Raw genomic sequence first — 25,188 nt, 5'->3', positions numbered from 1 at the left:
TATTTTGAGAAACTATTCAATAGCGAAGGCTCATTTTATACATGCGGAAATTCTTACAACGTTTACTTAGTGCCTGGATTATTCGCATGTCGAATAAGTTTGGGTCAAGGCCCAACCGTAAACGTATCCATGCGGCTTTAAATAAATTGTACAAAACCATCAACACAACACCCGGTAAGCGTGGACTTATTTTTGATGTTACCAATACTGATAAATTTATCGTTTTATCTGACCAGCATAAGGGCGCACGCGATTATGCCGATGATTTTACTTTAGCTGAAAAGAATTATTTAAAGGCGCTCGAATACTATAACCAACAAGATTTTCATTATATTAATTTGGGCGATAGCGAAGAACTTTGGGAGAATTTGCTAGAATCTGTAATTAAACACAATAAGGCTACTTTCGAAGCCGAAAAAGCTTTTATTTCAAAAAACCATTTCACTAAAATATTTGGTAACCATGATTTGTACTGGGATAATGATCCTTTAGCGGGATTTAACCTCAATAGAATTTACGGAACTAAAATCCATATTTACGAAGGTGCAATATTACGGATGACAGTGGGGGAAAGTAAGCTTGATATTTTCTTAACCCACGGCCATCAGGGCGATTTACAGAGTGACGGAAACTGGTTTAGCAAATGGTTTGTGAGTACAATATGGGCACCACTGCAATCATACCTTCAAATTAACCCGAATACACCAGCCTACAGCAACCAACTTAAAACAGCGCATAACGCACTCATGTACAGCTGGGTTGCTACAAAAAAGAACCTGGCTTTAATTACCGGACATACACATCAGCCAGTTTTCGCATCATTAACACACCTGGAACGGATTTATTTAAAACTTAAAAAAGCAAAAAAAGAAAAGAATGCTGATGATCTTGCTGTTTTAAATGCAGAACTTTATAAACTGATAAAAAAAGGAGATAAAACGCCACGTTTTGGCAAATATAAACCGGGTTACTTTAATAGCGGATGTTGTTGTTTTAGTGATGGCGACATGACTGGTATAGAAATCGAAAATGGCTTTATAAGATTAATAAAATGGTCGTACCATAGAAATGCTATTCCTGAAAGAATTTTGCTTGAAGAAATGAAACTCAGTGATTTATTAGATTTAAATTTATTTAATGGGTAGCGTTACGTAAAAAGTTGTACCTAAATCTTTCCCTTCGCTTTCTACCCACAACTTTCCCTTATGTATATCTACTAAGGCATTTGCAGTGATTAGCCCCAAACCATAAGTGTTTTCATGATCTGTAGCCAGAGCCGTTAATGTTGCGAATTTTAAGAAAATTTTATCAAGATCTTCTTCTATTAAACCCACACCGTTATCTTTTATTGCAATGGTTACTTCATTTTCTGCAGTTTGATGTGATATTTTAATTTCCTTTCCTTTTGGAGAAAACTTAATGGCATTGTCCAGTAATTCACTAAAAACTAGCTTGAGTTTATCCGCATCGCCAAAGATTTCTACCGGAACTTCAATATCGATCAAAAGGGTTTGTTTTTTCTGTTTAAGTGTTAAATCCATATTAAACTTTACTTCGTCGAGCACTTCTTTAAGGTCAACTTTCGTTTTTTGGGGCTTAAATGAGTGCGCTTCTTTCCGTGCAACGCTTAAAATATCGTTCAGATTATCAATCATTCTTTTCGATTGCGCATTAATCTTACCGGCAATTAATGCTGCTTTGTCATCAATCCCAGGAATTCGTCCCAGCAATTCAGATTGAAGTGAAATGGTCGTCATCGGGTTTTTAAGATCATGAATAAGCACATGTAAACGATCATCGTAGGCCCTGAAAGCTTTTCTAGCTGCAATTCTAGACTCCAGTTTCTCCATTACCATACCCGCTAAATGCTTCAGCATTTTTAGCTGTTGTTCTTCGGCTGTTTTAAATTTAGTATCAGCAACGTAAATCAGGCCGATATGATAACCTTCAGGCGAGCTGATTGGAGTAGAGGCAAAAAAAGTAAATGCTTCACTTTTTATAGGTAACCCGATTGATGATCCCACTTGAGCTTTCATAAAAATCTCCCCATCCGTCTGAAAAGTGATACCTGCGTTCGGAACATCAAATATTTCAGCAGCCAATTGTGCAATCTGATCAAAAGCACTTTCTGCAGGTGTACTTAAAATCTCGTAGTATCTTAATTTTCCTAAACGCAAGGTTTCATCTGATGGAATCATGTTATCTGCTTTTTCGTAATGCATTTAATGTTTAATTACCATTAAGGGTGAATAACTAAAGGTAAAAATTATGTGCAAATACTGTAGATAATATAAACAATTAAGTCGTAAATTTCGTTAATATAAAGTTGGAAGAAATGGTGACGAAGGCTTTAAATTACTACAAAACAGCATAAATAATGAGATTATACATAGAACGTAAACCTGTTAAGGTTAACCCGGATACTAAAAGAGTTATTGCCCGTTTTTTTTTTAACGGAGAGGAGAGAGCATTAGAAGTAATCAGGAAGGTTTTAGAGTTTTCTGATGAAAAAGTTTTTTCGTTGATATCGCCTATCTTACAGGAATATTCTAAAAGACACCGGAATATTACCAAAATCCTGACCAGGCACTGTAAAAAATTAAAAAAACAGTTTGCGGTCTTAGGTACCGAATTCGAAGATATTGATGAATACACCAGATTGCTGATCGGTGCTTACTTTACACATGAATATTCAATAGAATCTGCCGCTTTTTTCAATCCCAGTATTGTAGACGATCCCGATCAAACCGATCTTGTAGAAGGCGAAAAACGGGTAATTATCAGTTTTAGGGCTGTCGGAGAAGGTCACATTTCTTCTATTGTTTTCCGCCGAGCTTTAATTGATAAAGACAATAATATCCAGGTTTTACCTGTTGGAAATTATGTTGATGAGGCTGAGGTGGTGAAGAATGCCATTTACGTAAAAAAACTATTCTTAAAAAAAGCAGCCTACGCGCAGATTGATCCTTCCGTATTAGAAGAAATTGAATCAAAACTGGATGATAAATTTGAATATACCAGTTTGAGTAATATCATTAAAGATTCTAAAAGTTTACATAAAGAAAATCCAACACGTTTAATCGAATATGATAAAATACTTTGGTTATCAGATACTTATCATACCATAACTTTTTCAAAAGATACCGATATTTCTGATCGTGTAATTTTTCCTATTTCAGAATTTGAACGTAAGGGGATTGAAGACGCCCGCTTTGTTAAATTTATTAAAGACGATGGTAAAGTATTATATTATGCCACTTATACTGCATTTGATGGGTCATTAATTATTCCTAAACTAGTACAAACGGAAGATTTTTACGAGTTCAAAGTGATTCCACTTTATGGAGATGGGGCACAAAATAAGAACCTGGCATTATTCCCACGAAAAATTAGAGGGAAATACGTCATGATGAGCCGGATAGATGGCTGGAATAACTACCTGATGTTTTCTGATAAAGTTAATGTTTGGGAAAACCCGGTTCTCTTAAAACAACCACGGTATGATTGGGAGCTGGTACAGATTGGCAATTGTGGTTCTCCGATAGAAACGGAAAAAGGATGGCTTATCATTACACATGGGGTGGGGCCAATGCGGCGGTACTGCATTGGGGCAAGTTTATTGGATCTTGAAAACCCAAGTATAGAAATAGGCCATTTAAAAGAACCATTGATTATTCCCAATAATGATGAACGTGAAGGTTATGTGCCCAATGTGGTATATTCCTGTGGATCGATTATCAGTAATGGCGAATTAATTATTCCTTATGGTTTATCTGATTATAGTTCTTCATTTGCAACCGTAAATCTGGAGTTGTTGCTGACTAAATTACTGGAGAATAATTAAAACGGATCTTTCAACAGCTACGATTGACAGACCCCAGTAGAAAAATCGTCATCTCGACCGAAGCAAGGCGGAGTGGAGAGATCTTTGGACTAGGTTACCGAAAAGTTTAAAGATTTTGCTTCGCAGCGCCTTCGGGTTCTGCATACGCTACCGATGAAACCTGTAAAACAAGCAAGCATACCATTCGTAAATAAAAACAAATACTTAAATCGGTAAGCTTCAGTCGAAATGAAGATATTATTCTCCTAAAATAAGATTGCTTCGTCGTTCCTTCTCGCAAATGACGATTAATATAAAAAGGCTGATTCAGAAGTGAATCAGCCTTTTTATATTTCCAAGACAAATTAATTTTTAGCTACATTTATCTGCCTCCATCAGGGGAGACGACAGTGTTTCATATTCCGCTTCTGCCGCCTTTAATATAGCCAAATGGGAGATGAAATAGGCCAATGTACTCTCAGCACCTTGATTCCTGTTTACACTGTTAAACTGTAGTCCATCTGCACATCCATGTGTTTCAAAATCGTATAAAGGAATATGCAGGCTGTTTCTTCCTAAAAACCACTCATAACTGATATGCATTAAATTTAAATATTTGTCATCTTTGGTTACCTCGAATGTTTTAGCATAGAGTAAAACCATTGCCATCGTTTCTATAGCCTGTTGGTCATAGATAGGATTTTTTCCATGTTTTTTCATCCATCCTGCATTTCCAACCGGATTTAGATATCCATTTTCGAAAGAGAAACTATTCAAAAACTCAATACTCTCCATCGCAATTTTATAGGATGTTGCATTCCCCGTAGCTTCGTAATGATGAAGCAAAGCCAATGGAAGGATTGCATTATCGTAGGTAAGAATATCTTCAAACCAATGCCAATCGCCATCTTTATTGTCTTGATATGATGCCGTTAACGAATTGGCCAACATATTGATTTCTTTTGTGATCAACTCATCACCAGGGTGTGCACACAGATAATAAGATAGACCAATAATCGTATTGGCTTTTCCACGGAGATATTTTAATTCTTTAAAATGTGGAATAGCATGGAACAATAATTCCCTACCAAATTCACGATAAGAATTGTTGGGTGCACTGCAAACTAAATAACCCAATGACCAGATGGTACGGCCAAACGAATCTTCTGAGCCTATTTCATCTAAATAATTACGGTTAAAACTTAAGAAATTCCTAAAATTACCATCATCTGTTTGCATATACTGGATAAAGCTGAGATAAACCGGCATGAATTTTAAAGCTCTAGGGTTTTTATCCCGCTCAATAGCCATTAATGCCATAATCAGCGCTCTGGCATTATCATCAATGCAATAGCCTTCCTTCAAATTTGGAATACCAAAACGGGCATGTTGAATGATTCCGGTATCATCTGTAAGCAATGAAATATGGTTTAAATTAAGTGCCGGCATACCTTCTACATCAATAATAGGAGGGGTAACTCTTTCTGGCTTTTTTCCTACAGCCAAAGCTTCATTTAATACGTTAAGATAAACATTTCCAATGGCTGGCCAACGAAGGTTCAATCCATATTCGTAGGCATTTTGCTTCAGTTTCTGGTATTTATCTTTATCGCTTAAAAGTTCGTTTACAATGGTTGCCAGTTGCGCATTATTTTTAAAATCAAATAATTTGCCTCTATTGTCAGCTAAAAGTTCTTGTGCATGCCAATATGGGGTAGAAACTACCGCTGCACCGGCACCAATGGCATATGATAAAGTACCACTGGTAATCTGTGCTTCGTTCAAATAAGGCGTGATGTATAAAGAACAGGCCGTTAAATACTGGTGCAATTCTTCTTCAGAAACAAATTTATTAACAAAAGTTATATTGTTTTCTACGCCTAAATCTTTTGCCAGCGCTTTCAAACTATCGCGATATTCTTCGCCATTATGTTTTACAACGCCAGGATGAGTATTGCCCAGAATAACATATAAAACATCTGGATGTTGAGCGACAATTTCTGGTAAAGCTTTAATTACGGTTTCTAAGCCTTTATTTCTGCTAATTAAGCCAAATGTAAAAAGCACTTTTCGATTGGTAAAAAGCTCACTTTGTGCAATTTTGTTATTGGGTATAGGTTCTAGGTCTGGAACACCATGCTCTATTAACTTAATTGAATCTTTTGGAATTTGGTAAATACTGGTCAAAAACATGACTGCTTTTTTGCTCATCACCACTATTTTAGAAGATTTAACTGCAATCTCTTTAATAATGGTCTGTTGCATGAAGTTCGGTTCTTTTAAAACCGTATGCAAAATGGTAATGAATGGCTTTTTTAATCTATTGATTAGGGACAATAAGAATACGCCGCTGTTGCCACCATATATACCGAATTCATGTTCAATAATACAACTATCTACATCACTGTTATTAATGAAATCTGCAGCATCAATATAATCTTTTTGATTTTGCTGACGGATGACGAATTTCACTTCTCTTGGGTAATCGTGTTCATTAACATCATCCGATTCATTTAATGCAACAACAAAGCTTTTGTGTGAATTATAAGCAGGATTTAAACTTAAGGCATTAACCAAATTTTGATTAAATGTAGCTAAACCGCATTCACGAGGAGGATAGGTTGAAATGTAGGCGATTTTCATATGTATTCAAATAGGTTTGATACTTAAATAACATTGTATTATCTAAATAGTTTGTGATTTCCTCAATTTACGCTTAATAAAGCCAAAACAATCTGATTTAGACGCTTGTTAGTAAGTAAATATTTAACTATGAGATCAATATGGAAAGGTTCTATTGGATTTGGTTTGGTAAACATTCCAATTAAGTTGTTTTCTGCTGTCCAGAATAGTAATATCGATTTAGATATGCTTGATGAACGCGATCATGCAAAGATTAAATTTTTAAGGGTGAATGAAAATACCCATAAAGAAGTGCCTTATGAGAAGATTGTTAGAGGCTATTTCTTAAAAGACAGATACATTGTTTTAGATAAGCACGATTTTGAAGAGGCTGCGCCTGAAAAAACTAAAATTATTGAATTAGAGAATTTTGTTGATATAAAAGATATTAATCCTATTTATTATGAAACTTCTTATTATACCGAGCCTGAAAAGCAGGGTAAAAAAGCTTATGGATTATTGCTAAAGGCCTTAGAAAAATCAGGTAAGGCTGGAGTGGCCAGATTTGTACTACGGAATACAGAAAATCTTTGTGTTATCCATCCCATGGAACATGTAATTGTGATTACTAAAATCAGGTTTGAGCAGGAAATAAGGAGTTTATCAGAAATTAACAAGGTTGATGATATTACCATCACCAAAAAAGAAATGGATGTGGGCTTGGCCTTGATTAAACAATACAGTTCTAAATTCGACTTGAGCGCCTTTAAAGATGATTACAGTAGCGAACTCTTGAAGATTATTAAAGCAAAGTCTAAAGGCAAACGCGCAACGGTTAAAAAGATGAAACCACAAAAAGCGACAAGCGATGACCTGTATGATCAATTGATGCAGAGTTTGGGCTCAAAGAAAGGCGCATAGTTAGGTATCGGTTAGCGTAAAGGGTTTAGGGTTGCACTACAATCAGAAATGCATTTGGGCTTGAGGCAATGTAGTAGTTAGGCAAATTCTAAAAATAATTTAACCACAGATATGAAGGATGGACACAGATATCAAGATCCGTGTTTACCTGTGCTCATCTGTGGTTAAAACGCTTATTTAAAGGCAGCCTTCAATTGATGTGCGGCATAAGCCTGAGCAGCCTTCGCTTCTGGTACAAGCAGCGCCATACCAAAAAATTCATGTGTTACACCCTCATAATTTTTACTGTCAACTTTTATCCCAGCGGCTTTCAATTTATCAGCGAGTATTACACCATCATCATGTAAGGGATCTATTTCGGCTGTAATAATAGTTGTTGATGGAAGCCCATTTAAATTGGCATTAACCAATGATATTTTAGGGTCCTGTGCTTCAATCATTGTAGTCAGATATTTCTCTGTAAACCACCCCATCATTGCTTTGTTTAGCGGTTTTGCTTTTTCATACATTTTATAAGATTCGGTGTTCATATCTGCCTGAGCAATGGGATAAATCAAAACCTGGTGCACAGGAAGCATAATGTGTTTGTCCCTCGCCATAATAGATACATTTGCTGCTAAATTTCCACCCGCACTTTCACCAACAATTGCAATCTTAGCCGGATCGGCTTTTAAATTTACTGCATTTTTAACAGCCCATTCATAAGCTGTAAAAGCATCGTTATGCGCAGTAGGGAACTTGTTTTCGGGTGCTAAGCGGTAAGCAACAGAAACCACAACTGCACCAACCTGCTCTGCTAATGCCTGTGCAGATGCATTATAAACATCTAAATTGGCAATAACGAAACCACCGCCATGGTAATAAACAATTAACGGATAAGGTCCGTTGCCTGCTTTTGGCGTATAAATACGCAGATGGATTTTGCCTCCGCTAACATCAATATCTTTCCCTATAGTATCTACCTTAGTAGTTGGTATGGTAATATTGTTTTGTTTTGCCAAATCCATTACCGCATCAGTTGGTGTATGATTTTTACGTGCATCGGCAGCACTTAAAGTTTCTAAAGGCTTATCTCCATAACTATTTAATTTTTCTATTACAGCCTGCATTTCTGGTTTTATTGTTTTTCCCCATTCAGGAGCAGGCCCTGCAGGTTTTAATGCTGCAGTTACTGAAGAGTCGGTTATGGTCGAATTTGTAATTGTAGTCGTTTTTGTTCCGCCTGTACAAGCAGCAATACAAACAGCCACAGCACAAATAAATGAAGCAGGTTTTAACCAGTTAGTTTTCATAGGATTGTTTTATTTTATAAAAGTTGTTTGTATAACAGTATCAATAGGATAGTGTTTTTGTTGGCACTCAACTTTTCAGAATTTATTTAAATGGCAAACATCTTGATGAATTAGTGTGTTCTTAAATAAATGAAATAATTATGCTAACAGAAATAACAGGACTACCAGATCATATTTTTGGCGTAAGGGCTACCGGAGAAGTGACAAGCGATGATGTAAAGAATGTTTTATTAGCCGGTTTGAAAAGAACCGCTGAGCGATTTAAGGAAATCAGGTATCTGCTCGTTTTAGAAACTGATGTGAAAAATTTTACAGCTGGTGCCTGGGTACAAGATGTTAAAGCAGGTTTGAAAAATTTTACCAAATGGAAAAAAATAGCCGTGGTAAGCGCCGAAAAAGGAGTAGAGTGGTTTACTGATGTTTTCACGGTGGCTACGCCAGGTAAATCAAAAGGTTTTAAACCAGAAGAGATAGAAGAAGCTAAGGCCTGGCTGAATGCTGAAGACTAACGATTAAAAATGATGAAAAATTCTAAAACACCGGCAGAAAGTAGCAAGGCTACCGCACCGAAAAATGCAAAAGCTAAAGGTGCTGATGATAAAGTAACATCAGCCAAAGATGCCAAGAAAGTAAATGTAACTAAAGATGCGCCCGTTAAACATAAAAAACCTTAATAATTAGAAGCAAAATCCTTGTTTATGAAGATTGATGCCAATAACATCGAGCATTTTTATAATAAAGCCTACGATTGGATAATTGATAAAGGACCATCGGTAATTTTAGGTATAGTGCTGCTTATTTTAGGCTTATGGCTAATTAAGCTACTAGGGAAATGGATGCAGGGTGGTATGCACCGTAAAGATATAAATCCGTCACTGCGTCCATTTTTAACCAGTTTAATACTCATTACCTTAAGGGTTTTATTGGTACTTACCGTAATGCAGATTATTGGCATTCAGCTTACTTTTTTAACGGTACTTATTGGTGGTATTGGAGTTGCGGCAGGCCTGGCTTTATCCGGTACACTGCAAAATTTTGCCAGTGGTGTATTGATTTTACTGTTGAAACCTTTCGTTGTGGGCGATAATATTATTGCACAAAGTCAGGAAGGGACAGTAACATCTATCCAGATATTTTATACTATTGTTAAAACATTCGATAACAGAACCGTAGTTATTCCAAATGGCAAATTATCAAATGAAGTGATTATCAATATCAGCAGAGAAGGCAGCAGGAGGTTGGACATTGAAATGAAGTTTAGCTATGGTATCGATTATGAACAGATCGTAACTGTTTTCAATAAAACTGTCGATGAATTTAAAGATTGTCTCAAAACACCAGAAAGAAGAATTGGTGTGTCTGCTTTAGAAGATAGTGGATTTAAAGTAAGTTTAAATGTTTGGGTTAAAGCACACGGTTTTACTGATACTAAACTTTCTTTTCTGGAAGTGCTGATGAAAAACTTAAAACTGGGAGGAATAAAATTACCTGGTATGCCCGAATAAAAAAATTACTTTCTTAATAATGCATAAATCTTATCCATCAATTCGTCGATATTAAATGGTTTGGCCATAAAGTCATCTGCTTCTATTCCATCTAAAGTATAATTGTTAGCATTATAACGGGCAGAAATCATTAAAACGGGAATATGCTGTGTAGCTGCGGTATCTTTAAGTTCTTTTAAAAGCAGCCTTCCGTCAGTGTCAGGGAGCATAATATCCATGATTATTACATCTGGATTGAATTTCTGAACATGGTTAATAAAATCAGCACCTTTGTTTAGTCCTTCAACGTTAAAAGCTTCGCTTTCTAAAATAAGGGTTATAACATCAAGGATTGCATGATTATCTTCGATAACCAAAATATTCTTCTTTGCCAAGGTTGAGATGGATTTTAAATTTCAAACAAATATATAATAAAAAATAAATCTCAAAACCGAATTTAGCAAAATAGAGACATTCTAAAAAGAGGCTTAATATTTGTTAATTCGTGAAATTAAATACGCCGCAACATCAAAATACATATGACTAAATTTTCTGTAGACCTAAGCAATTGCGATAAAGAACCCATTCATATTCCTGGTAAAATTCAATCGCATGGCTTTCTATTAGCGGTTGATAAGAACAGCCTATCCATTACCTATATTAGCGAAAATGTAGAAGTTTTTTTAGCGGAAGAAGCTAAGAGCCTATTAAACAAACAACTTTCGGTCTTAAACCAATTTATCAAACAACAAGATCCAGCATTTAATATCGAAGAATTACTTAAATTAGGTATCATCCGTAAAAGCTTTGATGCAATTAGTCCCTATCCTGTTGAAATTAATGGCCTTTCTTTTTATCTGATTATTTCTTCATCAGAAAGTGATTGGCTTTTGGAATTTGAGCCGGTAACCTTACAATTCGATATTCAAAGTTCTATAGGTCGTTCTGCCTCCTCTATGCTTCAGGGGAAAAGCATTTCAGCGCTGTTAAAAGGTGCTGCTCAAGAGGTAAAAAAACTGATCAATTACGATCGGATTATGATCTATAAATTTTTAGAGGATGGTCATGGCGAAGTTGTAGCTGAAGAAAAAGAACCAGATTTAGAACCATTTTTTGGATTGCATTACCCCGCATCTGATATTCCTAAACAGGCTCGGGTGCTTTATAAACTCAATCTGACCAGGTTAATTGCCAATGTAAACATGACTGACTCGCCAATTCTAACTTTTAAAGAAAACGAGGCACTCGATTTAACCAATGGTGGCTTACGCGCCGTATCGCCCATACATATTCAATATCTGAAGAATATGGGTGTTCATTCGAGTTTTAGCATATCCTTAATCGCTCATGGCGAATTATGGGGGTTAATTGCCTGCCATAACTATAGTCCTAAGTTTATAGACTATAAAGCCAGAGAAGGCGCTAAATTAATCGGGCAGATTCTTTCTTCAGCTTTAGAATACCGCCAGGAAGAAGAAGATGCAGCCATTATTGAACAATTTAAAAGTACCGCGAATGTTCTTTTAGAACATTTAAACCGTGATAAATATTTAATTGAGGCCGTAACTTCCCATAAAAGAACCATTTTAGATGCAACCAAAGCTTCGGGAGTGGCCATTATTTTCGAAAATGAGCTTAAAACTATCGGAAATGTACCATCAGAAGAGGAAATAAAAGAACTTGTTGAATGGTTAAAAACAACCAATGATGAATCGATATATTATACCCATCGATTGCCTGAAATCCATTCTCCAGCTAAAAAATACAAGTCAATATCCGCTGGAATTCTTTCATGTATGCTAAATAAAGAAATGGGTGAAATGATCATCTGGTTTAAACCCGAAATCATTGCCACTGTAAATTGGGCTGGAAATCCTGAAAAAGCTGTAGTTCCTTCAGAAAATGGCTTATTGAGCCTATCTCCCCGTAAATCTTTCGAAATTTGGTCGCAGGTTGTAAATAATACATCTGAAAAATGGATGGCTGAGGAAATTGCCTCGGTTTTAAGGATCCGAGAAATTATAATTACCGACATCAATAAAAAGGCGAACGAAATTAGGCTACTTAACGAAAAGCTACAGGCCGCTTACGAAGAATTAGATACTTTTAGCTATACGATTTCGCACGATTTAAGAACACCATTAACTTCGATAAAAACTTACGCTGAGCTTATGCTTAAAAATAAGAGCATTGATGAAAATGGCCAAAAAATGTTGAGTAGAATTTTAATAGGCGCTGATAAAATGAATTTCTTAATTAAAGAGATCCTAAATTTAGCAAGAGTTGGCCGTTCTGAAATAAATTTTGAAACAGTTGATGTAGCATCGCTGTTAAAAGAAATAAGAAGCGAAGTGTGGTCGGCCTTTAAAGCAGACCGTACCGAATTAGTTTTGGGGGAACTCCCAAATATAAAAGGAGATAAGACCATGATAGCGCAGGTTTTCACAAACTTGATTGGTAACGCGGTAAAATACTCTGCCATGGTGGACAAACCGAAGGTAGAGGTTTCTGCGTATATTGATGGAGGGGAGACTATCTACGCTGTTAAAGATAATGGAATAGGAATCGACAACCGTTATTACGATAGGGTTTTTGAGCTTTTTAAGCGCATGGATAATGTTAAGGAAATAGAAGGAACAGGAGTGGGACTAGCAATTGTAAAAAGGGTTGTAGAAAAACACAATGGCAGGGTTTGGTTTGAGAGTAAGTTAAATGTAGGATCTACCTTTTTTGTAGCTTTTAAAAACAGATAAGATGAAAACACCAGATATATTTTATGTTGAGGATGATATAGACTATGCATTTTTTATGCAAAGTGCTGTACAAGAGGTTAAGGATACACTTAATTTAACTATAATTGAAGATGGGACAGAGGCATTACAAAAACTTCAGCATTTTGCTGAAAGTAAAACCAAACCAAAATTAATTTTGCTTGATTTGAATTTGCCCGGCTTATCGGGACTAGATCTGTTAAAATTTATACGGGATATTCCTTATCTCAAAACGATACCTGTAATCTTGTTCTCTACATCTGATAATCCTGATGATGTAAAAGCATCAATTGAGTTTGGTGCCAACGCCTATCTTACCAAACCTGATGGTTACGAGAGCTTGCTTAAATGTGTACATTCTGTACACGATTTTTGGTTTAACCAACATTTGAGGTTAAATTAAATTTTATAAAACCATATGGAGAGATTCGGGTATTAACCGGATCTTTTCTTTTAATAATTAAAATCCATATATGATTGCCAATTTATTGAGAGCTGAAACAGCAGAAAACCATAGAACATTAGAATCCTTAATGTTTGTGAACGAGATTATGAACAATTCTTTAAGCATTGATCAGTATAAAAAGCTGTTAACCATTAATTATATTATTCACCAAAAATTAGAGAATACGCTCGCGAATATGCTGGATGCAGCTATTGCCGAACAATTGGAAATGAAAAGCAGATTGAAACTCACTGCTTTAGAAGAAGATTTAAAATATTGGAATATAGATAGTTTAACATTGCCAGGTTTAGATTTTGAATTGTTTGTTCCAGAAAAAAATACTGCCGAAGTTTTAGGTGCGTTGTATGTGCTAGAAGGGGCTACATTGGGCGGAAACGTAATTAAAAGGCATATTTTAGCCAATCCAAATTTTAAAGACCAGGAAGGAGGCCTAAATTATTATGGTGTTTATGGCGATGAGCTGAGTACGAAATGGAAAATATTTGTCTCTGTAATAAACCAGACGGTTGCTGAGGCAGATTATAAACGCTGTATAAATAGCGCCAATTTAACCTTCAATAACCTGATCAACTTATCGAAACAACTGAATTAAGTTGCCAGATTTTGATCTCAAAATCCAAAAAAATACCTCTATAATAGTGCCAGGGCATTTTTTTGATTGTGTAAATGTGCAAAACTTCTTTCAAATAAATATTTGCTTTCTGTTGTTAATTCAAGGTAAATATGTATTATTGAAAAAATAAATTTTTTAAACCTTAAAAACATCAATTAGCGATGGAAAAATTCTCAAAAGTTAAAGCTGCTGTTGCTGCTATTGAAGCAGATGTAGAAAAATTTTATAATGCTGGCAATGCAGCTGCTGGTACTCGTGTGCGTAAAGCAATGCAAGATCTTAAAGTTTTAGCACAAGAAATCCGTGCAGAAGTAACTGACAAGAAAAACTCTGGAAAATAATATTTCGCGAGTAAGAAACAAAAAGGGTTCTGGTATGCCAGGGCCCTTTTTGCGTTTTGGGTAGACTTACGAAGTCTATCTGCAAGTGGCCTATAGACTTCGTAAGTCTGGCCACCTATAAAAAGATAAGGCTCCCCATCGCGGAGAGCCTATATCCAACTAACAAAACATATTTTTTTAGTAAGCCTTAGCTTAAATTATCCCTTTTTTACCAATTTATATTCAATTACTGGTTTACCGCGTGTACCACCATCTGCGGAAATATAGCTTACAAATTTTAATTTGTACACATTTCCGGAGCCATCTTTAATCACATAAAAAACTTTTGATTCAACAGCACCTCCTACACCTTGTGAATTAGGCGAGGTCCTCCATTTTGATCCAATCACATCCCTATTAGTTAAAAAAGTTATACTTGCAATGTCAGATTCTGAAAATGTTATATAATTTTTTGTATCGGTAACCGCAACAGAAGCCGCAGATGCCCCAGCTATATTGTTAATGAAAACCATGTCTGAAAAGGCGTATGGGACCGTGCTTGTCCAATACATACTGTAACCCCAAACAATATCCCAGTTTGCTTTTGCAGGCTCGGCAGTAACAGTTGTTCCTTTAACTAAGGAGGCGAATTGGAAATTGGCTTCAGCATTTTTAATCACATCTAATGTTTTAAATGTAGTTTCGGTTACTTTAGCATATTGTAAAGTGTAGCCAGTTGCACCTTTTCTGATTATCCTGATTTTATAAAGTTCTTCGTTAGCAAGCACGGTTGCTGCACCACCTTTTCTATTGATGATATATACCTTATTTTCAGCATCAGTTGAAGAGATAGCTGCAATAGCAGTTTTATTTAAGATATTAGCTTCCCTGCCATCATCAACTATTGAAAAATTACCCAGGCCTTGACCAACTTTTAATGCATTAGGATCAAAATCGGCGATTGTCACGGTATTTAAATCTGTTTTATTGATTACTAAAGCAGAAGCTCCATTGCTCGAATTTAAGATTACTTTAAAATCAGTTCCAGAATAAAAGCCTAAATCCCAGCTATCCCGTTCTATCGAAGTTTGTTTATCAGTACTGAAATCTACATAAACACTATTTCCTGCAGCACTTCCAGCTTCAGCACCTATTAATCCGTTAAGTGTTAAAGTACTTCCATTAGATGGTGGAGCAACAAAAATAGGCTCTTCTGTATTCTTTTTACAGGCCGTAAGTGTTGCAGCTAAAAACGCGATAGCGATTAATGAGTTCAGTTTATTCATGTTATTATAATTAATGTTGTTTATTGTTATAGTTTATTCCAGTTATAGGTCAGCCCAAGCACATACGATCGGCCATAACTATATGGAACATCGCCACCTGTGCTATGTGCTCCACCAGTTGCAGTTGAAGTGTTGCTCAATTGTGTAACATTAAATAGGTTTTTAATACCTGCATTAATGGTTAAAGATTTAAATAGATTTTTGTTCAGCATTAAATCTGCGGTATGGAAATCGCCAATTTTCGTCAGTTTTACTGAGTTGGGATCGTTTTCGGCTGTAAGTTTATAGTTTGGTAAGCTCCCCGTATATTTATAAAAGAGGCTGATACTCCCATTAATTTTCGGAAGCGTATAAGTTATATTGGAGTTTACTTCAGTAGCCCATGCAAATTCAGGAGTCTCCAAGTCTGGATTGCTCACGCTTAAATCATTATATCGGCCGATATACGATACGCCAAGTGTAGCCCGAATATCTTTATAAATCAATGTATTGTCTAACGTAGCACCTGTTGTTTTATACTTATCTACATTAAATAGCGAGGTTATGGAGTTATCTGTTGGTGACTGGGCAAAATTAATCCTGTTTTTAAACAAATTATAGAAACCCGATAGCGTAGAACGGAACTGCAGATCTTTTTGATGTATGCCTGCCCAGGCCAAAGAGCCATTAAAACTGTTCGATTCTTCGGCTTTTAAATTGGGGTTACCCAAAATATTATGACTCGCATCTACAAAATCGTAATATAGTTCCCTCAGTGCCGGAGAACGAAAACCTTTAGCGTAAGCCAATCGAAGATCTAAATCTTTGGTTAAAGTAAATTTTGTATTTAATGATGGAATTACAGGAGGGGCATCGTAAATGGAGTTTTTAATAAACCTCAATCCTGGTCTTACACTTATTCCACTAGCAAGTTTAATTTCGGCAGAAATAAAGGCGGCATAATCATTAATTACAGGCGCACCGTTAATCCTTTGCCCGCTAGCAGCATCTCTATTGTATTCGATACCTGGCTGAAATGAAACTGATTTATTTAAGGTGTAAATTGCAGTGGCCCTAAAAATAGCTGAGTTGAATTTTGCTATATCCTGTTCGCCCTTATCGTCACTTAATCGTTCCGTGTTGTTTGTAAAATTATGGATAACGGTGTGGGTTGATCGTTGTAAATCGGTATATCCTCCTATGGCCGTTATCTGTAATTTATTGTTTATCCTCCATTCAGACTGCAATTGTTGCGTATAACGTTTGGTGGTATAGGTAGACAGCTTCCCTTCGAAACTCGATGGATTTATTCCAAAACGAGAATCAATATCCTCGTTTAGCCCGTCTAGGCGATACCATATACTAAAGTTTTGATTTCTGTACCCAATTTTAGTATTACCAAGCCATTGCTCCTTAGGTTTCCATTGATTTTTATAGTTGTTAAACTCTTCTAAAAATGCTGTTTTAGGAGCCATATTCCAGCCACCGAAATCGTTATGCGATGCACAAAGCAAAACACTCCAGCCTTTTTGCTGCCAACTAATACTTAAATTCTGATTATGCTGGCCTGCACCATTGAGTAGGTTATATTCTTTTCCTGCGCTTTCTTCCTGTACACGTGCATTAACGCTTAACAATTGCTTTCCGGGATTTTTGGTTATAATATTAATTACTCCTGCCAGCGCATCGGTGCCATAAACAACAGACATCGGACCTTCTACAATTTCTATCCTTTCAATGGTGTTAATATCGATTTGGTTTAAACTTTCGCGGGCATCAGATCGGTCTACCATCGGTACACCATCCAATAAAATTTTAATATTCCGGCCAGTCATTCCCATTAAAGAAACGTCTGTTGTACCTAAAGTTAAATCGTTGCTAAAACGGAAACCGAGTTCGGTATTTAAAATCTGCTGCACATTGGTGGCAGCTCTTAGCTTAATCCGATCTGCACTTATTGTTTTTACATTGTATACGGAGTTCTTCAGGGTTTGCGGCCCGTATTGCCCTGTAACCACTACATCTTTTAAATCATTTGCCTTTGTAGTATCAACTTTAATTTCTTGAGCCACAGTAACAAATCCACAAAGTGATAAAGCAATTGATAAATATATATTCATTTATTTAGACTAATTATAAATAATTATGCAAATTTGTAGATAATCAGAAAAAACAGATAACGCTAAACGGATAATTAATACCGCCAAACGGATTAAGTGAATATGGAGCCATCATGATTTTTCAAATCACACAACGGGATGAAATATCATGATCGCTTCAGCACCTTTTAAAAAAAAACGAGCTTTTGCAAGCTCATTAACTAAGCGAAGCGTTCTCTTGAACACCATTGAGAAAATAAATGCAAGTGAAAAATGCCATTGAAAACAATGAGCAATAAATTAATAACTTTTATACAGATGACAATTAAACTCTCAAGCTATCCTAAAGGAAATATCATTTACAAGAATGCCTATCCTGATAATTTTGAAAGCATAAACGACATAGATGAGGCAGTTATAACATTAGATGAGAACGATGTAAAGTACCAAATAAAGGAAATGTGGTTTAGGGGGATCCACATTGGCATTATTGAGATCCATCCGAATCAGGAAGAGAATTTTTGCTTTGAATCTTCTCAGCAACATATTGGCTTTTTATTTTGTCTGAGCGGTACGATTAACTATTATTTTAATCATCAGCACGATAATTTATTATCATTAGCTAAAAACGAGCAGGATTTTAATGCAGTTGGCGTTAATTCGATCAAATTTAATATCACAGAGAAAACCAGATGCCTTTATATACAGCTCACAGAAGATTATTTTAAGCAGGTAACAGGAGGAGAACTTGGTAGCGATCTTAAAACCGGAACCCAAAAGTCGATCAGTCCGGAAATCGGGTCGATATTGCAGCAGATAATTTATCCTAAACACGAGGGTAGGGTAAAACGTCTGTTCCTTGAAGCCAGGATCTTTGAGTTGATTATTGCTTATGTTAATCAAAAACCAGAGAAACAAACACACGTTTTAAAAAAGGAGGATATAGAAAAGATTCTGTTGGCCAAACAATTGGTAGAGCATGATCTGCAAAGGCCTAATTCATTAATGGAACTTTCGCGTAAGGCTGGGATTAATGACTATAAACTTAAAAGAGGATTTAAAGAACTTACCGGACATACAGTGTTTGGCTATTTATATAAAATCAGGATGGAAAAAGCGCACTATTTTCTATCCAAGGAAAAGAAAACGGTGAATGAAGTTGCCTTTCTTGTAGGTTATAAAAATGCACAACATTTTATCACTGCTTTTAAAAAACAGTTTAATGTTTTACCTGGAAGTTTAAACAAAAGCTAGAAATTTAGCGCAAACGTTTGTTTATTCTTTTACCTCGTTTACAATCAAATCAGACTCTACAATGGTGTTGTAGTAGGCTTGGTTCTCAGAATTAGGACTATGAATAAGATCTAACAAAATATTAGCTGCTTTTTGTCCTTGTAAATAGGGGTATTGCTCAACTGAAGCTACCGGCGAATTATCCAAGTAGCTGATAATAGGCAGATTTGCATAACTCACTATGTCGAAATCATTAATTACATTCAGTTTTTTGAAATATTTAATCAGGAAAAGTGCTACATAATCGTTAAAGGCCACAATTGCTGTAGGTTTACGCTTATGATTCAAAAATTGATTGGCAGCATCGATGGTACCTTCCTCAGTTAAATCACAGTTCACCACTAACGATGGATCAAATTTTAAGCGGTTAAAAGTAATCGCCTGCATATAGCCATCTTTACGTTCCTCACTTGCGTACAAGGTACTTGGCCCATTAATCATCCCAATACTTCTATGCCCTTTTTTCAAAAGATAGTTCACTGCTTTAATTGTTGCACTTTCTAAGCTACACGCCACATAATGCACGTTTTTAAAAGGAGGTATCCGGTCAAAAAATACGACAGGTATATTGAATGAATTGAGTTTTTCGAAATGATCAAACTTTGAAGTGTCTTTACTGATGGATACCAATAAACCATCTACCCGTTGATTTTTCATTTTTTCAACGAGCTTTACTTCCTGATCATAATTATCGTGCGACTGCGCAAAAATAACCGTATAGTTTTTCTTAATGGCTTCATCTTCAATTGCAGAAATAGCAATAGAGAAAAAGTGTTCAGATAGCTCAGGTAAAATTACGCCAATAGTATATGTTTTTCCTTTTTGAAAAAGAATTGCCGCATTATTAGGCTCATAGTTTAGAGACTTTGCCAACTGCTTAATTTTCTCTCTGGTTACCGCTCCAATGCTCGGATGATCGTGCAATCCCCTGGAAACACTGGATGGAGAAATGTTTAAGATTCTGGCTATTTCTTTGATGGTTGTTGGTTTCGACTGCATTCTGAGTGCTAAACTACATTAAATTTCTTCAATATGTAATAATACAAAATTAATCAAACGTTTGCGCTGTTTTTTTTTCTCATTTCTTTCCTCTGCTATATAAATATCAATACTTTCGGAAAAGCTAAAGACCATACGTTCTGAAAAATAATAATAGAAAAATTATAAATAGAAAGCAATTTTAGTCCCTTAAAAAACAAAATTGATATACAGTTATAAATTATATCCCAACGATTAACAATAGTACCCCTCAATTTGGAGGGGTATTTAAACAAAAAAGACGAGAAGTGTTCGTACCACTTCCCGCCAAATTGGGTTATTTTCCTGCAAGCAGGCACAAAAGTTATCTAAGCTATATGTTTAACCCTTATTCAAAGGTATAAAATTTACGCATGTTATAAATAAGGTAGTGCCTTATTCTAATTATTTTAAAGTTTTTAATAGCGCAGTCAGTTCTGGCATTGCTACTTAAATCCTTAAGAAGTAATCCATTCGTCATATATTTCACTCAGCCTTCTTTTTTAAAATCATATTCCTACTTTGGTTTTATTATTTTAAAAATGATAGCTGTATACATTTTACTTTTCATCTTAATCGCGCTCTTCATTATAACGAACCTTCCTGTTTTTGGCCGTTTACCCAAGGGATTACGATTGGAAAAAATCCACCATTTGGCTAACTATCGTGATGGTGCATTGCAAAATCAGTCGATAACATTAATGCAGCCCGAAGGCGTTAGCTTTTTTAAGGTTTTAAAGGCATTTTTTTTCGAAAAACATCCCAATAAAGCTCCAGATAAAGTGCTTCATTTTATTACACCTAACCTAAATGGAAGCCCTAAAAGCGTTGCTCCTGAAATTATATGGTTTGGACATTCATCTTACCTCATCAAAGTAGAGGGTTTAAGAATTCTTGTTGATCCAGTTTTTAGCAAAACCCCATCTCCATTTTCATTTATTGGGAGTAAGGCTTTTTTAGGTACAGATGTTGTAAAAGCTGAAGAATTTAAGAATATCGATATCCTGCTCATCACACACGATCATTACGATCATCTCGATTACAATAGTATTTTAAAAATTGCACCACAAGTTAAAACCATAGTTACTTCGTTGGGAGTAGGAGAACACTTAGAAAAATGGGGGATTAAAGCTGATAAGATCAATGAATTGTGCTGGAACGAATCGTTAACATTATTTAATAGCCTGAAGTTAACAGCGGTTCCGGCAAGACATTTTACCGGAAGAAAATTTAAAAGAAATCAAACCCTTTGGTCGGCCTTTGTATTGAAAACTGAAAACTACCAATTATTTTTGGGAGGCGATTCTGGCTATGATACACACTTCGCCAAAATAGGTGAGGAGTTTGGCCCTTTTGATTTAGCCTTGCTCGAATGTGGACAGTACAATGCCTATTGGCCGTACATCCATATGTTTCCCGAAGAAACAGTACAGGCCGCTATCGATTTAAAAGCAAAAGTTTTAATGCCGGTGCATTGGGGTAAATTTAGCTTAGCCATGCACCCCTGGAACGAGCCTGTTAAAAGAGTGGTTTTAGCTGCAGCCGCAAAGCAGTTTCCTTTGGTTACCCCAAAATTGGGTGAAACAATAATTTTAAATGAATATTTACCGACGGAAAACTGGTGGCTTGACGAATAAAAACTAAACAATAATTGTACTATGGTGTTTAATTCTAAAATCAAATACAATTATGAAAACTGATCTTGTTGAAATTTTCCAGACCATTAGAGCCGGAATACAGCCCTATGCCACCCGTGGATATACGGTACACGAAAATTCGGAAAACGGGTATGATCTTTATAGTGAAAAAAACATTGAATTAAACGGTGAAAAAGTGACCGAACGATTTTTTTCTGGCGTTTATATCAATGGGGATGCCGTAGAAGTTAAAATCAATACAGATGAATTTTCTACTACAAATCATAATTTAAGCGATTTTGGTAAAAATAAAGCAGGTTTTAAAATTTCAGCACTTGATGATTCTAAATTAAAAGAAGTAGAAACGCTGGTAGAAATTATCCATACTAACTTTAAAGAAAAAGAATGGATTTAACAATCTGATGGTTAAATTTGCGGTAGATAATTTTTCTAAAAAACCTTCTACTGATTGAATAATTTAACTTCTGACGTTAACTGGCATCATCAATTAAGCTTAGCACTTGATAATAACAAAATTTGGTGCCTTTTTTTTATAGAACATGAATTTCGATTATTACAGATTGATCCTCAATTGATCATTCATCTGGTAAGTTTAAACAATAAATTTACCCCACAACATCTCATTGGGCTACAGGAAAAATATCAGCAGGAAGGCATTAAACTCATTCATCTTTGGGAAGATCTGTGGCAATCAAAACCAGATCAGGTTTTAGCGAGAATTAAATCTTTGCTTGGAAAAAATATCCGTATTCACGGTAGAAAAACCAAAGTATTCAAAATTACTAAACCCGTGGCTGATTCTTTTTTAATTGAAAATCACTTGCAGGGCTCAGTAAGTAGCCGTTATAAAATTGGTTTGTTCGAAAAAGAAGTCCTTGTAGCAGTTGCTACTTTTTCGGCACTACGCAAAATGAACCATACTGAAAATTATAAATCAGCTGAATTGATCAGGTTTGCCGTTAAAGCTGGCTATTCTATTACTGGAGGGCTTAGCAAGTTGATTGCTTTTTTCGCTGAAACGTATAAACCTAATGATCTGATGACTTATGCAGATCGTGATTGGTCGGCAGGAGAAGCCTATATTAAATTGGGTTTTAAGCAAACGTCAATTTTGGAGTCACAGACTTATGTTCTGGATAAAAATCTAAATCGTCAGCTTAAAAAGAATAATCAGGTTTTGGCACAGGAAGTGTTTAATACAGGAAGTTTAAAGTTTATCCTCAAATTTTAATGGATCAGCATAATCTCATCATCATTTTGGGGGCAACGGCATCGGGCAAAACGAAACTTGCTGTAAGTGTTGCTGATGCGTTAAATGGCGAAATTATTAGTGCCGATAGCCGTCAGATATTTAAACGGATGGATATTGGTACTGGTAAAGATTTGCAGGAATATCAAATTAATGGTAAAACAATTCCTTATCATTTAATCGATATTTTAGAACCTGGTGAACGTTATCATGTAGATGCCTTTAAAAACGATTTCTATAAGGCATTTGCATCTATAACAGAAAAAAACAAAATACCCATTCTCTGTGGCGGAACAGGAATGTATATCCATAGCCTTTTGCAAAATCAAACTTTTACTGCTATTCCCATAAATCAAGAATTAAGAGATCAACTAAATTTATTATCAAAAGAAGAGTTGATTTTAAAATTACAAAGTGATAATAACAAGAATATTGATCATGTTGACTTATCCTCAAAAAAGAGATTGATCAGGGCACTGGAAATATCCCATTACCTCCAACACAATCAACTAGAAGTAATCGATCGGCCTGCGCTCAAACCTATTATTTTTGGATTAAAGAATGAAGTCGAAACAACACGTGCCAAAATCCTGGCAAGGCTCGATCAAAGATTTAAGGCAGGCTTAATTGAGGAAGTAGTACAATTGCTTAAAGAAGGTATTAGTAAAGAAATGTTGGTATTCTATGGGTTAGAATATAAATTCATTGTTAATTACCTGGATGGCTTATTCACTTTTGATGAACTGAAACTAAAACTTGGTATCGCCATTTGCCAATATGCAAAACGGCAAAACACCTTTTTTAGGAAAATGGAAAAAGACAATGTTGAGGTTATTTGGCTCGATGCATCAGCACCTACAAACCTATTACAACAGTTGGTAATTGAAAAAGTTTCACTTAGCGAAAATTAACTTTTATTGGTCATTTGAATGTTGGATTTAGGGCTAAATGGCATTAAAAAAGCCCTTTTGGCACAACCTTTGTATTTATTGCAACATATTAGTTTAACTCAAAAACAATATCTTAAAATGAAAACAATTACTAAAATCATTGCTACTTCAGCAGCTGTCGTGGCTTTATTCTTTACTACAAATGCTAACGCGCAATCTTCTCAAAAATTAGGAATAGGAATTTTTGGCGGTATACCAACAAGCGATGCATATAGCGTGGCGCTTGGTGCAGATTTACGTTATCAATTTGATATCGATAAACAATTATCGATTCCTGTTACTGCTGGTTATACCCGTTTCTTAGGTAAAGAAATTGGCAATACTGGCGTAGATGTTCCAGATTTTGGATACATTCCTGTAAAAGCTGGTGTTAAATATTTCTTTAATGATTCAGGTTCTGGTATTTATGGTTTAGCAGAGCTTGGTGCTGGTTTCGGTACGAACGAAGGTAGCGGAACATCATTTGTGTATTCACCAGCTCTGGGTTATGCATGGAGTAACGGATTAGACTTAGGTGTGAAATACGAAGGCTTAGCTAAAGATGGTAACAGTACCGGTTATGTTGGCCTACGTTTAGCATACGGATTTAACCTATAAGCTAACCACAGATAATATTGAAAGCCTCCTTTTTTAGGGGGCTTTTTTATTTCATAACATTCTGAAAAAAATGAAAATTTGAAAATCCACCTTTGGTATTTTAACGTATATAAACTAAACCCTTAATTAATAACTTAAAATATCTAAAATGAAAACAGTTACTAAACTTTTTGCAACGACATTAACGGCCCTTGCAATTTTAACCACATCAAATCTAAAAGCACAAACGATGGGTTCTTCTGAACCAATGACGTCAGGAAGCGGCATGGCTTTTAAAATTGGCGTAGGCGTAAACGGTGGATTATTTCCAGACAAGTCTGAAATGGATTATGGTTATGGTGCAGATGTAAGACTTCAGTATGATTTAAGCCCCTATGTGGCCCTTACTGCTTCGGGTGGTTATACCAGATTAAAATGGAAGGGAAGCCCGCTAAAATTCGAATTTATCCCTTTATTAGGAGGCGTTAGAGTGTTTCCGATCGAGAGAATGTATTTAAGTACTGAGTTAGGTTCAGGTTTGGCCATAAAAGATGGCGCTAACATGAACTTTATTTATACAGGTGGTTTAGGTTACGAATGGAAAAATGGTTTAGATCTGGGCATAAAATACGAAGGTTATGTAAACAATAGCGCTTCTGATCTCTATTTCATGAAAACCGGTCAATTTAACCTGAGATTAGGATATAATTTCAAATTATAATTAGAACATCATTTAATTTAAAGTCCCGATGAAAATCGGGACTTTTTT

At 35.7% G+C, this 25,188-nt stretch carries 24 protein-coding genes; 17 read left to right on the top strand and 7 right to left on the bottom strand.

Annotated features, from left to right (window positions below; genetic code table 11):
• Positions 1 to 41 precede the first annotated feature (41 nt).
• Positions 42 to 1,145, top strand: a complete 1,104-nt coding sequence (locus LQ227_RS16035; RefSeq protein ID WP_230149968.1) for a metallophosphoesterase — start codon at positions 42 to 44, stop codon at positions 1,143 to 1,145.
• Here the strand turns inward: LQ227_RS16035 and LQ227_RS16030 are convergent.
• On the bottom strand, positions 1,131 to 2,222 hold the full coding sequence (locus LQ227_RS16030) for a sensor histidine kinase KdpD (protein WP_230141400.1): 1,092 nt from the start codon (positions 2,220 to 2,222) through the stop codon (positions 1,131 to 1,133). The genes LQ227_RS16035 and LQ227_RS16030 overlap by 15 nt on opposite strands.
• Positions 2,223 to 2,377: 155 nt before the next feature.
• On the opposite strand from LQ227_RS16030, the gene LQ227_RS16025 reads away from it, so the two are divergent.
• A complete protein-coding gene (locus LQ227_RS16025) occupies positions 2,378 to 3,844 on the top strand; it encodes a glycoside hydrolase family 130 protein (protein ID WP_230141398.1) in 1,467 nt (488 codons plus the stop codon).
• A gap of 351 nt (positions 3,845 to 4,195) precedes the next feature.
• On the opposite strand, the gene LQ227_RS16020 is transcribed toward LQ227_RS16025, so the two are convergent.
• Positions 4,196 to 6,466 (bottom strand): glycosyltransferase, encoded by a 2,271-nt coding sequence (locus tag LQ227_RS16020; protein ID WP_230149966.1) that lies wholly within the window; start codon positions 6,464 to 6,466, stop codon positions 4,196 to 4,198.
• Between the two features lie 129 nt (positions 6,467 to 6,595).
• On the opposite strand from LQ227_RS16020, the gene LQ227_RS16015 reads away from it, so the two are divergent.
• Positions 6,596 to 7,366, top strand: coding sequence for a Ku protein (locus LQ227_RS16015; RefSeq protein ID WP_230141395.1), 771 nt, complete (start codon positions 6,596 to 6,598; stop codon positions 7,364 to 7,366).
• A gap of 173 nt (positions 7,367 to 7,539) precedes the next feature.
• Here the strand turns inward: LQ227_RS16015 and LQ227_RS16010 are convergent, their stop codons facing one another.
• The gene (locus LQ227_RS16010) at positions 7,540 to 8,658 is read right to left on the bottom strand and encodes an alpha/beta hydrolase (protein WP_230141393.1); all 1,119 of its coding nucleotides are present in this window, start codon (positions 8,656 to 8,658) and stop codon (positions 7,540 to 7,542) included.
• A 140-nt stretch (positions 8,659 to 8,798) separates the two neighbouring features.
• On the opposite strand from LQ227_RS16010, the gene LQ227_RS16005 reads away from it, so the two are divergent.
• The 3 genes from LQ227_RS16005 to LQ227_RS15995 are packed head-to-tail and all read left to right on the top strand — an operon-like array spanning position 8,799 to position 10,163.
• The gene (locus tag LQ227_RS16005) at positions 8,799 to 9,167 is read left to right on the top strand and encodes an STAS/SEC14 domain-containing protein (RefSeq protein ID WP_215128884.1); all 369 of its coding nucleotides are present in this window, start codon (positions 8,799 to 8,801) and stop codon (positions 9,165 to 9,167) included.
• A 9-nt stretch (positions 9,168 to 9,176) separates the two neighbouring features.
• Entirely contained in the window at positions 9,177 to 9,332 is a 156-nt protein-coding gene (locus LQ227_RS16000; protein ID WP_230141390.1) for a hypothetical protein, read from the top strand.
• Between the two features lie 24 nt (positions 9,333 to 9,356).
• Positions 9,357 to 10,163, top strand: a complete 807-nt coding sequence (locus tag LQ227_RS15995) for a mechanosensitive ion channel family protein (protein ID WP_230141387.1) — start codon at positions 9,357 to 9,359, stop codon at positions 10,161 to 10,163.
• Between the two features lie 5 nt (positions 10,164 to 10,168).
• Here the strand turns inward: LQ227_RS15995 and LQ227_RS15990 are convergent, their stop codons facing one another.
• Positions 10,169 to 10,537, bottom strand: coding sequence for a response regulator transcription factor (locus LQ227_RS15990; protein WP_029275186.1), 369 nt, complete (start codon positions 10,535 to 10,537; stop codon positions 10,169 to 10,171).
• 144 nt (positions 10,538 to 10,681) lie between these two features.
• On the opposite strand from LQ227_RS15990, the gene LQ227_RS15985 reads away from it, so the two are divergent.
• The 4 genes from LQ227_RS15985 to LQ227_RS15970 all read left to right on the top strand — a co-directional run bounded on the left by LQ227_RS15985 (position 10,682) and on the right by LQ227_RS15970 (position 14,333).
• Complete coding sequence (locus tag LQ227_RS15985; protein ID WP_230141385.1) at positions 10,682 to 12,895, top strand: ATP-binding protein; 2,214 nt, start codon at positions 10,682 to 10,684, stop codon at positions 12,893 to 12,895.
• A gap of 1 nt (position 12,896) precedes the next feature.
• Positions 12,897 to 13,316, top strand: a complete 420-nt coding sequence (locus LQ227_RS15980; RefSeq protein WP_230141383.1) for a response regulator — start codon at positions 12,897 to 12,899, stop codon at positions 13,314 to 13,316.
• Between the two features lie 70 nt (positions 13,317 to 13,386).
• Positions 13,387 to 13,971, top strand: a complete 585-nt coding sequence (locus LQ227_RS15975; protein ID WP_230141381.1) for a biliverdin-producing heme oxygenase — start codon at positions 13,387 to 13,389, stop codon at positions 13,969 to 13,971.
• Positions 13,972 to 14,153: 182 nt separating this feature from the next.
• A complete protein-coding gene (locus LQ227_RS15970) occupies positions 14,154 to 14,333 on the top strand; it encodes a hypothetical protein (RefSeq protein WP_010602585.1) in 180 nt (59 codons plus the stop codon).
• A 197-nt stretch (positions 14,334 to 14,530) separates the two neighbouring features.
• Here the strand turns inward: LQ227_RS15970 and LQ227_RS15965 are convergent, their stop codons facing one another.
• Together LQ227_RS15965 and LQ227_RS15960 are read right to left on the bottom strand one after the other, a co-directional pair.
• A complete protein-coding gene (locus tag LQ227_RS15965) occupies positions 14,531 to 15,598 on the bottom strand; it encodes an HmuY family protein (RefSeq protein ID WP_230141379.1) in 1,068 nt (355 codons plus the stop codon).
• A 26-nt stretch (positions 15,599 to 15,624) separates the two neighbouring features.
• The gene (locus tag LQ227_RS15960; RefSeq protein ID WP_230149964.1) at positions 15,625 to 17,697 is read right to left on the bottom strand and encodes a TonB-dependent siderophore receptor; all 2,073 of its coding nucleotides are present in this window, start codon (positions 17,695 to 17,697) and stop codon (positions 15,625 to 15,627) included.
• Positions 17,698 to 17,994: 297 nt separating this feature from the next.
• On the opposite strand from LQ227_RS15960, the gene LQ227_RS15955 reads away from it, so the two are divergent.
• Positions 17,995 to 18,930, top strand: a complete 936-nt coding sequence (locus LQ227_RS15955) for a helix-turn-helix transcriptional regulator (RefSeq protein WP_230141376.1) — start codon at positions 17,995 to 17,997, stop codon at positions 18,928 to 18,930.
• Between the two features lie 21 nt (positions 18,931 to 18,951).
• Here LQ227_RS15955 and LQ227_RS15950 read toward each other — a convergent pair whose 3' ends face one another.
• Positions 18,952 to 19,968 (bottom strand): LacI family DNA-binding transcriptional regulator, encoded by a 1,017-nt coding sequence (locus LQ227_RS15950; protein ID WP_029275179.1) that lies wholly within the window; start codon positions 19,966 to 19,968, stop codon positions 18,952 to 18,954.
• A gap of 560 nt (positions 19,969 to 20,528) precedes the next feature.
• On the opposite strand from LQ227_RS15950, the gene LQ227_RS15945 reads away from it, so the two are divergent.
• From LQ227_RS15945 to LQ227_RS15920, 6 genes are all read left to right on the top strand, one after another.
• Positions 20,529 to 21,623, top strand: coding sequence for an MBL fold metallo-hydrolase (locus LQ227_RS15945; protein WP_230149963.1), 1,095 nt, complete (start codon positions 20,529 to 20,531; stop codon positions 21,621 to 21,623).
• Positions 21,624 to 21,675: 52 nt separating this feature from the next.
• A complete protein-coding gene (locus LQ227_RS15940) occupies positions 21,676 to 22,038 on the top strand; it encodes a hypothetical protein (RefSeq protein WP_230141372.1) in 363 nt (120 codons plus the stop codon).
• A 54-nt stretch (positions 22,039 to 22,092) separates the two neighbouring features.
• Positions 22,093 to 22,875: a hypothetical protein gene (locus tag LQ227_RS15935; RefSeq protein WP_230149961.1), complete on the top strand. Its 783-nt coding sequence runs from the start codon at positions 22,093 to 22,095 to the stop codon at positions 22,873 to 22,875.
• Complete coding sequence (gene miaA / locus LQ227_RS15930; RefSeq protein WP_230149958.1) at positions 22,875 to 23,804, top strand: tRNA (adenosine(37)-N6)-dimethylallyltransferase MiaA; 930 nt, start codon at positions 22,875 to 22,877, stop codon at positions 23,802 to 23,804. The genes LQ227_RS15935 and miaA overlap by 1 nt, the downstream gene beginning before the upstream one ends.
• Before the next feature lie 18 nt (positions 23,805 to 23,822).
• A complete protein-coding gene (locus LQ227_RS15925; RefSeq protein WP_230141361.1) occupies positions 23,823 to 24,440 on the top strand; it encodes a hypothetical protein in 618 nt (205 codons plus the stop codon).
• 148 nt (positions 24,441 to 24,588) lie between these two features.
• Entirely contained in the window at positions 24,589 to 25,140 is a 552-nt protein-coding gene (locus LQ227_RS15920) for a hypothetical protein (protein ID WP_230141359.1), read from the top strand.
• The last annotated feature ends 48 nt before the right edge of the window (positions 25,141 to 25,188 follow it).

Source organism: Pedobacter sp. Bi27 (assembly GCF_918698255.1).
Lineage (GTDB): Bacteria > Bacteroidota > Bacteroidia > Sphingobacteriales > Sphingobacteriaceae > Pedobacter.
This window is presented reverse-complemented; position numbering and strand designations above follow the sequence as displayed.